This is a genomic window from Mycobacterium sp. 852002-30065_SCH5024008 (genome assembly GCF_001665645.1).
GTDB classification, from domain to species: Bacteria; Actinomycetota; Actinomycetes; order Mycobacteriales; family Mycobacteriaceae; genus Mycobacterium; species Mycobacterium paraffinicum.
The window spans coordinates 67,803-81,141 of record NZ_LZSZ01000004.1; the positions used below are offsets into that span (position 1 = coordinate 67,803).

General features: G+C 69.4%; 14 protein-coding genes. 5 read left to right on the forward strand and 9 right to left on the reverse strand.

Going from position 1 to position 13,339, the window contains the following annotated elements:
* Positions 1-5 precede the first annotated feature (5 nt).
* The gene (locus tag A5781_RS00420) at positions 6-1,172 is read right to left on the reverse strand and encodes a glycosyltransferase (RefSeq protein WP_067199384.1); all 1,167 of its coding nucleotides are present in this window, start codon (positions 1,170-1,172) and stop codon (positions 6-8) included.
* A gap of 53 nt (positions 1,173-1,225) precedes the next feature.
* Here A5781_RS00420 and A5781_RS00425 point away from each other — a divergent pair, with 53 nt between their 5' ends.
* Positions 1,226-1,657, forward strand: a complete 432-nt coding sequence (locus A5781_RS00425) for a limonene-1,2-epoxide hydrolase family protein (protein ID WP_067199388.1) — start codon at positions 1,226-1,228, stop codon at positions 1,655-1,657.
* A gap of 4 nt (positions 1,658-1,661) precedes the next feature.
* On the opposite strand, the gene A5781_RS00430 is transcribed toward A5781_RS00425, so the two are convergent.
* The 4 genes from A5781_RS00430 to pgsA all read right to left on the reverse strand — a co-directional run bounded on the left by A5781_RS00430 (position 1,662) and on the right by pgsA (position 4,495).
* Positions 1,662-2,471, reverse strand: a complete 810-nt coding sequence (locus tag A5781_RS00430) for a hypothetical protein (protein WP_067199392.1) — start codon at positions 2,469-2,471, stop codon at positions 1,662-1,664.
* Between the two features lie 10 nt (positions 2,472-2,481).
* Complete coding sequence (pspA, locus tag A5781_RS00435; RefSeq protein ID WP_067199395.1) at positions 2,482-3,312, reverse strand: phage shock protein PspA; 831 nt, start codon at positions 3,310-3,312, stop codon at positions 2,482-2,484.
* 127 nt (positions 3,313-3,439) lie between these two features.
* Positions 3,440-3,778 (reverse strand): transcriptional regulator ClgR, encoded by a 339-nt coding sequence (clgR, locus tag A5781_RS00440; RefSeq protein ID WP_067199399.1) that lies wholly within the window; start codon positions 3,776-3,778, stop codon positions 3,440-3,442.
* A gap of 117 nt (positions 3,779-3,895) precedes the next feature.
* Positions 3,896-4,495 (reverse strand): CDP-diacylglycerol--glycerol-3-phosphate 3-phosphatidyltransferase, encoded by a 600-nt coding sequence (gene pgsA / locus A5781_RS00445; protein ID WP_082939154.1) that lies wholly within the window; start codon positions 4,493-4,495, stop codon positions 3,896-3,898.
* A gap of 56 nt (positions 4,496-4,551) precedes the next feature.
* On the opposite strand from pgsA, the gene A5781_RS00450 reads away from it, so the two are divergent.
* The gene (locus tag A5781_RS00450; protein ID WP_197503636.1) at positions 4,552-5,067 is read left to right on the forward strand and encodes an amino-acid N-acetyltransferase; all 516 of its coding nucleotides are present in this window, start codon (positions 4,552-4,554) and stop codon (positions 5,065-5,067) included.
* Positions 5,068-5,131: 64 nt separating this feature from the next.
* Here A5781_RS00450 and A5781_RS00455 read toward each other — a convergent pair whose 3' ends face one another.
* Positions 5,132-7,621 carry a DNA translocase FtsK gene (locus tag A5781_RS00455; RefSeq protein WP_082939155.1) on the reverse strand — a complete coding sequence of 830 codons (2,490 nt, stop codon included), beginning with the start codon at positions 7,619-7,621 and terminating at the stop codon, positions 5,132-5,134.
* A 177-nt stretch (positions 7,622-7,798) separates the two neighbouring features.
* Here A5781_RS00455 and A5781_RS00460 point away from each other — a divergent pair, with 177 nt between their 5' ends.
* Genes A5781_RS00460 through A5781_RS00470 form a run of 3 tightly spaced genes read left to right on the forward strand, consistent with a single transcriptional unit; the run spans position 7,799 to position 9,808 of the window.
* Positions 7,799-8,113, forward strand: coding sequence for a putative quinol monooxygenase (locus A5781_RS00460; protein ID WP_066950438.1), 315 nt, complete (start codon positions 7,799-7,801; stop codon positions 8,111-8,113).
* On the forward strand, positions 8,110-8,931 hold the full coding sequence (locus tag A5781_RS00465) for a mycofactocin-coupled SDR family oxidoreductase (RefSeq protein ID WP_066950641.1): 822 nt from the start codon (positions 8,110-8,112) through the stop codon (positions 8,929-8,931). The genes A5781_RS00460 and A5781_RS00465 overlap by 4 nt, the downstream gene beginning before the upstream one ends.
* A 4-nt stretch (positions 8,932-8,935) precedes the next feature.
* Entirely contained in the window at positions 8,936-9,808 is an 873-nt protein-coding gene (locus A5781_RS00470; RefSeq protein ID WP_067199410.1) for an SAM-dependent methyltransferase, read from the forward strand.
* 52 nt (positions 9,809-9,860) lie between these two features.
* On the opposite strand, the gene A5781_RS00475 is transcribed toward A5781_RS00470, so the two are convergent.
* The 3 genes from A5781_RS00475 to thyX form a co-directional block, all read right to left on the reverse strand.
* On the reverse strand, positions 9,861-11,537 hold the full coding sequence (locus tag A5781_RS00475; RefSeq protein ID WP_067199413.1) for a ribonuclease J: 1,677 nt from the start codon (positions 11,535-11,537) through the stop codon (positions 9,861-9,863).
* A gap of 19 nt (positions 11,538-11,556) precedes the next feature.
* Positions 11,557-12,459 carry a 4-hydroxy-tetrahydrodipicolinate synthase gene (dapA, locus tag A5781_RS00480; RefSeq protein WP_067199417.1) on the reverse strand — a complete coding sequence of 301 codons (903 nt, stop codon included), beginning with the start codon at positions 12,457-12,459 and terminating at the stop codon, positions 11,557-11,559.
* A gap of 121 nt (positions 12,460-12,580) precedes the next feature.
* Positions 12,581-13,333, reverse strand: coding sequence for an FAD-dependent thymidylate synthase (gene thyX / locus A5781_RS00485; RefSeq protein WP_067199647.1), 753 nt, complete (start codon positions 13,331-13,333; stop codon positions 12,581-12,583).
* Positions 13,334-13,339 lie beyond the last annotated feature (6 nt).

A 13,339-nucleotide genomic window follows, 5' to 3' on the forward strand; every position in this document is an offset into this window, starting at 1 on the left:
CCCGATCATCCCGTCGGAGCGAGCGCTTCGTGGCACACCCGGACCGGATCGGCCACGCCGACGATGCTAGCGGCGGCGGCTTGGGCGGCCTCCCGATAGCGGGGCGACGACAGCACCTCGTTCACCGCAGCCACCAGCGCCTCGGCGGTCAACGGCCGGATCAGCCGCCCGCTGCCCTGCCGGACCACCCGGTTCGCCATCTCCCACTGATCCCCGCCACCGGGCACCGCGACCAGCGGCACCCCCGCCAGCAGCGTTTTGGCCACCATGCCGTGCCCACCGCCGCAGATCACCAGGTCGGCGTGGCGCAACAACTCGGCCTGGCTGCCGAGCCCGACCACCGCCCACGGGGGCACCTGCAGATCCGCTCCCCCCAGCCGCGAGACCACCAGCCGCGATCCGGCCGGCAGCGTCTCCCCCGGCCGCAGGTGAGCCAGCGCGACCTCCACCAGCCCCTCGGTCCCGGTCATCGCGGTCGACGGCGCGACCACCAGCACGGGTCCGGAGCCCGCCGGGATTTCCAGCACCCGATCGGTCGGTTCGAAGTGCAGCGGGCCCACCAGCACGGCCTCCGCCGGCCAGTCCGGCCGCGGCACCTCGAGGGCGGGCAGGGTGGCGATCAGCCGCCGCAGCGGCCCGGGATCGCGGGCCGGCAGTCCGATCTCGACCCGCACGGTCGCGCGCTGCCGCAGGCCCGCGCGCCACGACCGCGCGGTGAGCGCCCGCATCGTGGCGTCGCGGAGCCGGCCGCGGAGGCCGGTGCCCGGCGCCAGTCCGCTCCCGATCGGCGGCAGTCCCTTCGACGGCAGGTAGAGCGGATGCGGGTTGAGCTCGATCCACGGGATGCCCAATAGCTCGGCGGCCATGCCGCCCCCCGCGGTGATGACGTCGGACACCACGAGGTCGGGCGCCAGGTCGCGCAGCGCCGGCACGTTGAGGACGGCCATCCGCGCCGCGCGCCGATGGATCCGGGCCCCGGCGTCGGCGTCGTCGTCGGTGGCGGCCAGTCCGTCCAGCGGGGCGGCGTCGATGCCGGCGGCGCGGGCCGTGTCGACCCACTCGGCGCCGGTGAACAGCGTGGGCTCGTCGCCGGCGTGGGCGAAGCGTTGGCACAGCGCAATCGCGGGAAACGAGTGCCCGGGATCCGGCCCGGCTACCACGGCGACGCGCATCGGCCTTACCCTGCCACAGCGCGCCACCCAAACGCTCGCCTACGCTGGCACCCATGACCGAGCTGACTGGGACAACCGTTGCGAACACCCGCACGGTCGAGGGCTTTCTGAACGCCCTGCAGGATGCGGATTACGAGGCCGCCGACGCAGCATTGGACGACAACCTCGTCTACGAAAATGTCGGGCTGCCGACGATTCACGGCCGCGCCAGGGCGATGAAGCTGTTTCGCCGGATGGACGGCCGCGCCGCCTTCGAGGTGAAGATCCACCGCATCGCCGCCGACGGCGGGGCGGTGCTCACCGAGCGCACCGACGCCCTGATCTTCGGCCCGTTGCGGCTTCAGTTCTGGGTGTGCGGCGTGTTCGAAGTCCACGACGGGCGAATCACGTTGTGGCGCGACTACTTTGACTTCTTCGACATGTTCAAGGCCACCCTTCGCGGCCTGGCCGCCGTGGTGCTGCCGTCGCTGAAAGCGACGTTCTAGCCCGCTAGCTGGCGCCGCGCAAGCCGCCGAGTTCGTCGAACGCCTGCGCCCAGCCGACCAGCCGGTCGGTTGCCCCGGCGAGCTCGGCGCGGTAGCGCTGCGAGGCGGCCAACTGATCGCCGTTGGCCGAAGACACCAATTGGGCTGCGGCGGTGACCATCTCGTTGTATTGACGGACGCCGGCGCTCAACTGCGCGGTGAACGCGTTGATGGTGGGCACCAGATACGCCCGCGATGATTCGCTGGACTGCGCCGCCCGCTCCATCGACACCACCTCCGCAGCGGTGGCCGCCATGGCCGCCGAGGTTTTGTTGGCCGCCGCGGTCAGGTCACGGATCTCGGCGGTCGGCAACATCGAGCCGCGCTCGATCACGTTCAGCAGGGAGAGGAATCCGCGTTCGGAGGCGCCCAGCGCGTACATGGCGGGCCGCGCCGCCGACCCGGGTGGCGGCAGCCGGCGCGCGTTCGCCGGGCGGGGCGTGGGCAGCGGCTCGGAGCGCAGCCACCGGTAGCGGAACAACAACAGCGTCGCCGGGATGGTCATGATGACCGCGACGGCGCCGGTGATCTCCAGCAGCAGCGCGAACCATCCCCAGGCTGCCAGCAGCATCGTCACCAACGCCCAGAACACGCAGCCGGCGGCGAAGATCAGGCCCCACCGCAGCGCGCGACGTTGCCGCCGCAGCAGCCGCGCACGCGGATCCGCGGCGGCGCTGATCTTCTGGGCCACCAAATCGGAAAGGTCGGCGGCGGTGGCCAACCCGCGCCCCAGCAACGTGCGCCAGAGCCCGCGCCGCGTCTCGCTCACCGCCACGACACCCGCGTTACTGGCCAAAAGGTTTCTCGGTGACCGCGCCCCCGGTGGTCTCGGCGGACGCGGGCTTCGCCTCCGGGGTGGCCCCGGCGGCGGGTGTCCCCCCGGTCGGCAGCGCTTCGCCGCGCATCGACGCGCGGATCTGCTCCAGCCGGGAGTGACCGGCCATCTGCACCCCGGCCTGCTCGACCTCGAGCATGCGGCCCTGCACCGAACCCTGTGCGAGCTCGGCGGAGCCGATCGCGTTGGCGTAGCGACGTTCGATCTTGTCGCGCACCTCGTCGAGGCTGGGCACGTTGCCCGGGGCGGCGATCTCGCTCATCGACCGCAGCGACGCGCTCACCTGTTCCTGCATCTTGGCCTGCTCGAGCTGGCTGAGCAGCTTGGTGCGCTCGGCGATCTTCTGTTGCAGCATCATCGCGTTCTGCTCGACCGCCTTCTTGGCCTGCGAGGCCGCGCTCAGCGCCTGATCGTGCAGCGTCTTGAGGTCCTCGACGCTCTGCTCGGCGGTCACCAGCTGGGCCGCGAACGCCTCGGCGGCGTTGTTGTACTCGGTCGCCTTGGCGGCGTCACCGGCGGCGGTGGCCTGGTCGGCGAGCGTCAGGGCCTGGCGCACGTTGACCTGCAGCTTTTCAATGTCGGCGAGTTGCCGGTTCAGCCGCATCTCCAGCTGGCGCTGGTTGCCGATCACCTGCGCCGCCTGCTGCGTCAGCGCCTGGTGCGTGCGTTGCGCTTCCTCGATGGCCTGCTGGATCTGCACCTTGGGGTCGGCGTGCTCGTCGATCTTCGCGTTGAACAGCGCCATCAGGTACTTCCACGCTTTGACGAACGGATTGGCCATGAGTGAGCTCCACCTTCGCTTCTTATAGGCCGGATGGTCCCTGGATGGGCCGTCGCTTGTCGCTCAATTTAGTGGGTCGGGGCCGATCGCCCTACCCCTGGCGCTGGATCGCCGCGCCGGGCTGCGCTCAGGCGATCGCCAGGGACGCCACCGGCGGGATGACGACCTTCGTGCCGGCGTCGATGCTGGGACCGCGCGCCCCGTCGACGGGCGCGCTGTGGGCCGCCCGTTCCTGGCCGGCCATCCGCTCGCCGGCGTCGGTGAGCACCGACGACAGCGGGACCTGTAACGCCTCGCAGATCGCGTTGAGCAGCTCGCTGGAGGGTTCCTTGCGCCCGCGCTCCACCTCGGACAGATATCCGAGGCTCACCCGCGCCGAATCGGACACCTCGCGCAGCGTCCGGCCCTGCGTCACCCGGGCCTCGCGCAGCACGTCGCCGATGACCTCGCGCACTAATGACGGCATTCCTGCCCTCCTTCGTCCAGTCAGCCCCGCTCGGCACGAAATCGACCGCGTCCGGCGGATGCTCACTACGTGAAACGCGGGGAGCGGGGCCTTGGTTCCCGTTCGGCGACCGGAAAATCAGTCGGTCGTCCGACGCACTTCCCGAACGGTCGACACCACGTAGTCGATGCCGGTGACGATCGTCAGCACGATGGCCACACCCATCACCACCGCCGCCGTCACCCGGAAAGGCCCGGCCAGCGGCAGGATGAACAGGCCGATCGCCACCGCCTGGACCACGGTCTTGACCTTGCCGCCCCAACTGGCCGGGATGACCCCACGGCGAATGACCGCCAGCCGCAGCACCGTGACCCCGAACTCGCGGACCAGGATCACGACCGTGACCCACCACGGCAGCTCGCCGAGCATCGACAGACCGATCAGCGCCGACCCGACCAGCGTCTTGTCCGCGATCGGATCGACGAACGCCCCGAATTCGGTCGCCATGCCGTAGTTGCGGGCGAGCAGGCCGTCCAGCCGATCCGTGATCGCGGCAACCGCGAAAATCACGAAAGCCACGATCCGGAAAGCGATCTCGTGACCGTCCTTGGCGAACAGCGCGAGCAGGAAGATCGGCACCAACACCAGCCGCAACAGCGTCAGCGTGTTGGCGAGGTTTGCGATATGGGCGCGGCCCGGCGGTCCCATCAACGGTCCCGTTTGCGGCTGCCCCGACACGGCAACAGAATAACTGTTGACCAGCGCGCCCGTCCCCGATGCCGATACTGTTAGCCGTGACTGAATGTCCACAGGACCGCCGAGCGGTGGTGCGCCGCGCGCGAACGTCCGACGTCCCCGCGATCAAACAACTCGTCGACACCTACGCGGGGAAGATCCTGCTCGAGAAGAACCTGGTGACGCTGTACGAGGCCGTCCAGGAGTTCTGGGTGGCCGAATGCGGCGATGACGTGGTCGGTTGCGGCGCGCTGCACGTGATGTGGTCCGACCTGGGCGAGATCCGCACCGTCGCGGTCGACCCGGCGATGACGGGCCACGGCATCGGCCACGCGATCGTCGATCGGTTGCTGGAGGTCGCGCGCGAGCTGCAGCTGAAGCGCCTGTTCGTGCTGACGTTCGAGACCGAGTTCTTCGGCAAGCACGGGTTCACCGAGATCGAGGGCACGCCGGTCACCGCCGAGGTGTTCGAGGAGATGTGCCGCTCCTACGACATCGGTGTCGCCGAGTTCCTGGACCTGAGCTACGTCAAGCCCAACATCCTGGGCAACTCCCGGATGCTGCTGGTGCTCTAGCCCGATGGTGGCGACCCGCTTCGCCCGGCTACGCCGCCCTCGCGATCGCCACAGGCCCCGCGAGCTATTCGTCGGGGTCGCCGCCGTCGGCGTCGCTGCCGCCCCGGATCAACGCCAGCGTTCCGGCCAGCTCGTCGGGCTTGACCAGCACCTCGCGCGCCTTGGATCCCTCGCTGGGCCCGACGATGCCGCGGGTTTCCATCAGGTCCATCAGCCGGCCGGCCTTGGCGAAGCCGACGCGCAGCTTGCGCTGCAGCATCGAGGTGGAGCCGAACTGGCTGGACACCACCAGCTCGACCGCCTGCAGGAACACGTCCATGTCGTCGCCGATGTCGGGGTCGACGTCGGTGCGTTCGCCCGTCGGCTTGGCCGTGGTGACGCCGTCGGTGTATTCGGGCTCGGCCTGGTCCTTGCACGCGTTGACGACGGCGTGGATCTCCTCGTCGGTGATGTAGGCGCCCTGCAACCGCAGCGGCTTGCTCGCGCCCATCGGCAGGAACAGGCCGTCGCCCATGCCGATCAGCTTCTCGGCACCGGCCTGGTCCAGGATCACCCGGCTGTCGGTGAGCGACGACGTGGCGAACGCCAGCCGTGACGGCACGTTGGTCTTGATCAGCCCGGTGACCACGTCGACCGACGGGCGCTGGGTGGCCAGCACCAGATGGATGCCGGCGGCCCGGGCTTTCTGGGTGATCCGCACGATCGCGTCCTCGACGTCGCGCGGCGCGGTCATCATCAGGTCCGCCAGCTCGTCGACGATCGCCACGACGTACGGGTACGGCCGGTATTCGCGCTGGCTGCCCAGCGGCGCGGTGATGGCCCCCGACCGCACCTTCTCGTTGAAGTCGTCGATGTGGCGCACCCGCGACGCCTGCATGTCCTGGTAGCGCTGCTCCATCTCCTCGACCAGCCACGCCAGCGCGGCGGCGGCCTTCTTGGGCTGAGTGATGATCGGGGTGATCAGGTGCGGAATGCCCTCGTACGGGGTCAGCTCCACCATCTTCGGATCGATCAGGATCATCCTGACCTCTTCGGGGGTGGCCCGGGTCAGCAGCGACACCAGCATGGAGTTGACGAAGCTGGACTTACCGGAGCCGGTGGATCCCGCGACCAGCAGGTGCGGCATCTTGGCCAGATTGGCCGAGATGAAGTCGCCCTCGATGTCCTTGCCGAGGGCGATCACCAGCGGGTGGTGGTCGCGACGGGTCGACGGCGCGGTCAGCACGTCGGCCAGCCGCACCATTTCGCGGTCGGTGTTGGGCACCTCGATGCCCACGGCGGACTTGCCGGGGATGGGGGCCAGCATGCGCACGCTCTCGGTGGCCACCGCGTAGGCGATGTTCTTCTGCAGCGCGGTGATCTTCTCCACCTTCACGCCCGGCCCGAGCTCGACCTCGTAGCGGGTGACGGTCGGTCCGCGGGTGCAGCCGGTGACGGCTGCGTCGACCTTGAACTGGGTGAGCACCTCGCCGATGGCGTCGGCCATGACGTTGTTGGCGGCGCTGCGCTTCTTCGGCGGGTCACCCGCCACCAGCAGGCTCATCGACGGCAGGGTGTAGGGCCCCTCGACGACGCGGTCGAGCACCTCGGTCTTCTTCTTGTCGCGGCGGCGGCTCTTCCCGATGGCCGGCTCCGGCGTGGTGGGAATGTCGTCCTCGTTGTCGCGCAGGGCCGCTGCCGGCTCCGCAGTCGCCCAGGCCGGCGGCGGCCCATCTTCGGGATCGAGCGAACTCTCGTCGTAGAACTCGTCGGAAAAGTCCTGGACCGCACCGGAATCCGCGTCGTCGTCATAGTCGTCGTAGTACTCGTCATCGCCGAGCAGTCGGGCGCCGAACATGGCGCGGACGGCGTCGGGCACCTCCCGGATGGTGGTCCCGGTCAGCAACAGCAGGCCGAACATGAAGCCGATGAACAACAACGGCGCCGCGATCCACGCCGTCAGCCCGTCGGACAGTGGGCCGCCGATGGCGAAGCCGATGAACCCCGCCGCGCGGCGCCGCGCTTCCGGGTCTTCCGGCGAGCCGGACCACAGGTGCCGCAAGCCGAGAACGGAAAGCGCGATCAGGGTGGCGCCCAGGATCAGCCTGGGTCGCGCATCGGGGTTGGGCTGGGTGCGCATCAGTGCCACCGCGACCGCGGCGGTGACGACCGGAAGCGCCAGGACGCCCGCCCCGATGAAGGTGCGCAACAGCGTGTCGACCCACGCGCCGACCGGCCGGGCGGCGTTGAACCACGAGCTCGCGGCGACCACCACGGAAAGGCCGAGCAGCATCAGCGCGATCCCGTCGCGGCGGTGCCCCGGGTCGATGTCGCGGGCCCGGCCGATCGATCGGGCCGCGCCGCCAGTGCTGCGTGCCGCCATCAGCCAGGTGGCGCGCAGCGCGCGGCCGCCGGTCAGCCCGGCGGCCACCAGCAGCGAGTGGTTTCGCCGTTTGGCGGGCCTGCTCGGCCGCTTACGGGGCGCCGCCGGCCGCGCGCGACCCGACCCACTTCGCGAAGGGGCCTTTGACCTGCTCGTTCTGGCTTTGGAGCGGGCGGCGGTCTTGTTAGCCATGTCGGCAAGGGTAGTCGCACCGCCATCATCTGCACCACCCGCCACACTGGTTACGGTTTGGTCATGTGAGCCATCTGACGGATGGGCCGTCAGGCCGCGTGAGTAGGGTGACAACCGGTGATTTAGATAACAGAAGTCATGCGCGTCACCCACCCCGTAGCCCCAGGAGGCCCCAGCATGCCCGTCGTCGTCGTTGCCACCATGACCGTCAAACCCGAATCGGTCGACGCGGTCCGCGACATCCTTACGCAGGCTGTGGAGGAAGTGCACAACGAACCCGGCTGCCAGTTGTACTCATTGCACCAATCGGGCGAGACCTTCGTCTTCGTCGAGCAGTGGGCCGATCCCGAGGCGCTCAAGGCCCACAGCACCGCTCCCGCCGTCACCAAGATGTTCACCGCGGCCGGCGACCACCTCGCCGGGGCGCCGGACATCAAGATGCTGCAGCCGGTTCCCGCCGGCGACCCGGACAAGGGTCAGCTCCGGTCCTGATGACGCGGCCCCTCGAAGGCAAGATCGCCTTCATCACCGGCGCGGCGCGCGGCCAGGGACGTGCACACGCGGTGCGGCTCGCCGCCGACGGCGCGAGCATCATCGCGGTCGACTTGTGCGACCAGATCGCCAGCGTGCCGTATCCCCTGGCCACCGAGGACGACCTGGCGCAAACCGTCAAGCTGGTCGAGGACACCGGCGCCCGGATCGTGGCCGCCCGTGGCGACGTCCGTGACCGGGCCTCGCTGTCGGCCGCGCTACAGGCGGGCCTGGACGAGTTCGGCCGGCTCGACATCGTCGTGGCCAACGCCGGTATCGCACCGATGCAGTCCGGCGACGACGGCTGGCGCGACGTCATCGACGTCAACCTCACCGGCGTCTACAACACCATCAAGGTGTCCATCCCGACCATGGTCAAGCAGGGCACCGGAGGCTCGATCGTGCTGATCAGCTCGAGCGCCGGACTGGCCGGCGTCGGCAGCCCGGACGCCGGTTCCGTCGGCTATGCCGCCGCCAAGCACGGCGTGGTGGGGCTGATGCGGGTATATGCGAATCTGCTTGCCACACAGTATATTCGGGTCAACTCGATCCACCCGTCCGGTGTCGAGACCCCGATGATCAACAACGAGTTCACCCGGGAATGGCTGGCCAAGATGGCCGCCGCGACCGACACACCGGGCGCCATGGGCAATGCCATGCCGGTGGAGGTGCTGGACGTCGAGGACGTCGCCAACGCGGTGGCGTGGCTGGTGAGCGACCAGGCCCGCTACATCACCGGCGTGACGTTGCCGGTCGATGCGGGCTTCCTGAACAAGTAGTCGAATGGCACGGAATCCCGCCGCGCAGACCGCTTTCGGCCCGATGGTGTTGGCTGCCGTCGAACAGAACGAGCCACCGGGCCGCCGCCTGGTGGACGACGACCTCGCGGAACTGTTTCTGCCGGCGCCACTGCGCTGGCTTGTCGCGGCCACCCGTGTGGCCCCCGTGCGCCGCTTGATGATCCGCGGATCGGAGTGGACCGGCCGCGGCCTATGGGCGAACATGGCCTGCCGCAAGCGTTTCATCGGCGACAAGCTGGCCGAGGCGCTCGAGGGCGTCGACGCGGTCGTCATCCTCGGTGCCGGGTTGGACACCCGCGCCTACCTGTTGACGCGCCAAGTCCGCGTCCCCGTCTTCGAGGTCGACCTGCCGGTCAACGTCGCCAGGAAGGTGAAGACGGTCCGGCGGGTGCTCGGCGGGCCGCCGATGTCGGTGCGGCAGGTGGCGTTGGACCTGGAGCGCGACGACTTGCTGACCGCCCTGGCCGAGCACGGCTACCGCACCGATTACCGGGCCTTCTTCATCTGCGAGGGAGTCACCCAGTACCTGACCGAAGCCACCGTTCGCCGGACGCTGGACGGGTTGCGCGCGGCCGCGCCGGGCAGCCGTTTGGTATTCACCTACGTCCGGCGGGATTTCATCGACGGTACGAATCGGTACGGCACTCGCACGCTCTATCGCAGCGTCCGCCAGCGGAGGCAGTTGTGGCACTTCGGCTTACAGCCCGAGGAGGTCGGCGAGTTCGTCGGTGAATACGGTTGGCGGCTGCTGGAGCAGGCCGGCCCGGACGAACTCCTCGAGCGGTACGTGGAACCCACGGGTCGCAAGTTGAAGGCGTCGCAACTGGAATGGTCGGCCTACGCGGAAAAGCTGTAGGTCCGATCGTCGCGACCCGCCTCGCCCGGCTTCGCCGCGCTCGCGATCGCCACTAGACCTCGATGACCGTCGGCACGATCATCGGCTGCCGGCGGTACACCTCGCCCACCCACTTGCCGACGGTGCGGCGCACGGCCTGGGCGATGCGGCCCGGATCGGTGATGTTGTCCGCGGCAAGCAGTTCCAGCTCCGCCTCGACCCGGCGCCCGGCGGGCTCCAGCGCCTTGGGGTCTTCGGAGAACCCGCGCGAATGCAAGTGCGGCGCGGCCACGGGGCGCCCGGTGCCGCGCTGGACGACGACGGTCACCGCGACGAAGCCCGACGACAGGATGAGCCGTTCCCCCAGCGTGATATCGCCGACGTCGCCGCTGATAAGCCCGTCGACGAACATCTTGCCGACCGGTACCGCCCCGGCGATCGACGCCGTGCCGGCGACCAGGTCGACGCTGACGCCGTTCTCGGCCAACAGGATCGATTCCTCCGGCACCCCGGTGCTGGCCGCCAGCTTGGCGTTGGCGCGCAGCATCCGCCAGGTGCCGTGCACCGGCATGACATTGCGCGGCCGCACGCCGTTGTAGAGGAACAACAGCTCGCCGGCGTACGCGTGGCCCGAAACATGCACGCGGGCTTGGGCGTTCGTGACGACGCGGGCCCCGATCTTGGCGAGCGCGTCGATCACGCCGTAGACCGCCTCCTCGTTGCCGGGGATCAGCGACGACGCCAGCACGATCAGGTCGCCCGCGGTGAGCGTGATGCTGCGATGCTCGCCGCGTGACATCCGCGACAGCGCCGACATGGGCTCGCCCTGGGTGCCGGTGGTGATCAGCACCACGCGCTCGGGCGGCATCATCTCGGCGGCGCCGATGTCGATCACGTCGGAATCGGCCACCCGCAGGAACCCCAGCTCGCGGGCGATGCCCATGTTGCGCACCATGGACCGCCCGACGAACGACACCCGCCGGCCCAACGCGACCGCGGCATCGCTGATCTGCTGCACCCGGTCGACGTTGGAGGCGAAGCAGGCGACGATCACCCGACCCTCGGCGCCCCGGATCAGGCGGTGCAGCGTCGGTCCCACTTCGCTCTCCGACGGCCCGACGCCGGGGATCCCGGAGTTGGTCGAGTCGCACAAGAACAGGTCCACACCGGCGTCGCCGAGGCGGGACATGCCGGGCAGATCGGTGGGCCGGCCGTCGAGGGGAAGCTGGTCGAGCTTGATGTCGCCGGTGTGCAAGACGGTTCCCGCGCCGGTGTGCACGGCGATCGCCAGCGCATCCGGGATCGAGTGGTTGACGGCGAAGTATTCGCACTCGAAGACGCCGTGGGTGCTCCGCTGGCGTTCGCTGACCTCGATGAACACCGGCTTGAGCCGGTGCTCACGGCATTTCGCGGCGACCAGCGCCAGGGTGAACTTCGATCCGACGACCGGGATGTCCGGGCGCAGCTTGAGCAGGAACGGGATGCCGCCGATGTGGTCCTCGTGCGCGTGGGTCAGCACCAGCGCCTCGATGTCGTCGAGCCGGTCCGAGATGTGGCGCAGGTCCGGAAGGATCAGGTCCACCCCGGGCTCGTCATGGGTGGGAAACATCACCCCGCAGTCGATGATCAGCAACCGGCCGAGATGCTCGAAAACCGTCATGTTCCGGCCGATTTCGCTGATGCCGCCCAGCGCGGTGACCCGCAACCCACCAGCGGCCAAGGGACCAGGAGGGGCGAGGTCTACATCCACTTACGGGCCACCCTTTGGCTCACCGGAGCACCGACGCCGCGCGCATATCGGCGGCCAGCGCGTCAATTTGCTCGGGCGACGCCGGCATTTGCGGCAGCCGGGGATCGCCAACTTCGATGCCCTGCAGGCGCAGCCCCGCCTTGGACATCGTCACGCCGCCCAGCCGGCTCATCGCGTTGCACAGCGGGGCGACGGAGACGTTGATCTTCCGCGCGGTGGCGATGTCGCCGGAAGCGAAGGCGGACAACATTTCTCGGAGCTGACCCGCGGCCACATGAGAGATCACGCTAATGAAGCCGGTGGCGCCCATGGCCAGCCACGGCAGGTTCAGCGCGTCGTCGCCGGAGTAGTAGGCCAGCCCGGTCTCGGCGATGATCTGGCCGCCGCTGTGCAGGTCGGCTTTGGCGTCCTTGATTCCCACGATGTTCGGATGGGCGGCCAGCGCACGGATGGTCTCGGTCTCGATCGGGATCACCGAGCGCGGCGGGATGTCGTAGAGCAGCACCGGCAGTTCGGTGGCGTCGGCGACGGCGGTGAAGTGCGCGATGAGCCCGCTCTGCGGCGGCTTCGAGTAGTAGGGCGTGACCACCAGCAATCCGTGGGCGCCCTCGGCCGCGCAGGCCTTGGCCAGCCGGACGCTGTGAGCGGTGTCATAGGTGCCCGCGCCGGCGATCACCCGGGCGCGGTCGCCCACCGCCTCCAGCACGACGCGGAGCAACTCTCGCTTCTCGTCGTCGGTGGTGGTCGGCGACTCGCCGGTGGTGCCGGAGACCACCAGGCCGTCACACCCCGCGTCCACCAGGTGGCTCGCCAGCTGTGCCGCGGCGCCGGTATCGAGGGAGTCGTCGGGAGCGAACGGTGTCACCATCGCGGTCAGCACGGTTCCCAACCGGGCCGGGGCGTCGAATCCGACGGTGCTCACGGTCCTTAGGTTACCTGGCGGCGGCAAGGTATTTGGCAACGGCGCGGACGTGCGTTGCCCGGGCGGCGGGGGCGGTCAGCCTCAGGAGCCCGGCGGGGTGACTGCAGTGCCGACTGGAAAGTCAGGCTTCGGTCGCCAGCGGGCTGGTGGCTACCTCGGTCCCGTCGGCCAGCGTCGAGACCTCGAAGTCGGCGAACACCGCGGGCACGGCGTCGGCGAGCTGGCGCAGGCACTCGATGGCCAGCCGCCGGATCTCCACGTCGGCGTGCTCGCTGGCGCGCATGGCGATGAAGTGCCGCCAGGCCCGGTAGTTGCCCGTGACGACGATGCGGGTCTCGGTCGCGTTCGGCAGCACCGCCCGCGCGGCCTGGCGCGCCTGCTTGCGGCGCAAGATGGCGTTGGGTTGGTCGGCGAATTTCGCCTCGAGCTTGGCCAGCAAATCGGCGTAGGTGGCCCGGCTGGCGTCGGCCGCCTCGGTCAGGATCCGGCGCAGTTCGGGGTCGTCCTCCATGCCCGGGGGTACGACGACTCGCGAGTCGCCCTCCGGCACGTAGCGCTGCGACAGCTGCGAGTAGGAGAAATGCCGGTGCCGGATCAGCTCGTGCGTGAGCGATCGCGAAATGCCGGTGATGTAGAACGACACGCTGGCGTGTTCGAGCACCGAAAAGTGCCCGACGTCGATGATGTGCTTGATGTAGCCGGCGTTGGTCGCGGTCTTGGGATTGGGTTTCGACCAGCTCTGATAGCAGGCCCGGCCGGCGAACTCAACCAGCGCCGCGCCACCGTCGGCGTCGGTGGTCCACGGCACGTCCGGCGGCGCCAGGAACTCGGTCTTGGCGATCAGTTGCACGCGTAGCGGCGCGGTCTCGGCCACGGCGCT

Bases quoted from the DNA above. Each gene is read 5' to 3' on its own strand.
- A5781_RS00455 (WP_082939155.1), bottom strand. From the start codon at position 7,621: ATGGCTAACAAGACCGCCGCCCGCTCCAAAGCCAGAACGAGCAGGTCA.
- pspA (WP_067199395.1), bottom strand. From the start codon at position 3,312: ATGGCCAATCCGTTCGTCAAAGCGTGGAAGTACCTGATGGCGCTGTTC.
- A5781_RS00470 (WP_067199410.1), top strand. From the start codon at position 8,936: ATGGCACGGAATCCCGCCGCGCAGACCGCTTTCGGCCCGATGGTGTTG.
- A5781_RS00420 (WP_067199384.1), bottom strand. From the start codon at position 1,172: ATGCGCGTCGCCGTGGTAGCCGGGCCGGATCCCGGGCACTCGTTTCCC.
- A5781_RS00460 (WP_066950438.1), top strand. From the start codon at position 7,799: ATGCCCGTCGTCGTCGTTGCCACCATGACCGTCAAACCCGAATCGGTC.
- A5781_RS00425 (WP_067199388.1), top strand. From the start codon at position 1,226: ATGACCGAGCTGACTGGGACAACCGTTGCGAACACCCGCACGGTCGAG.
- clgR (WP_067199399.1), bottom strand. From the start codon at position 3,778: ATGCCGTCATTAGTGCGCGAGGTCATCGGCGACGTGCTGCGCGAGGCC.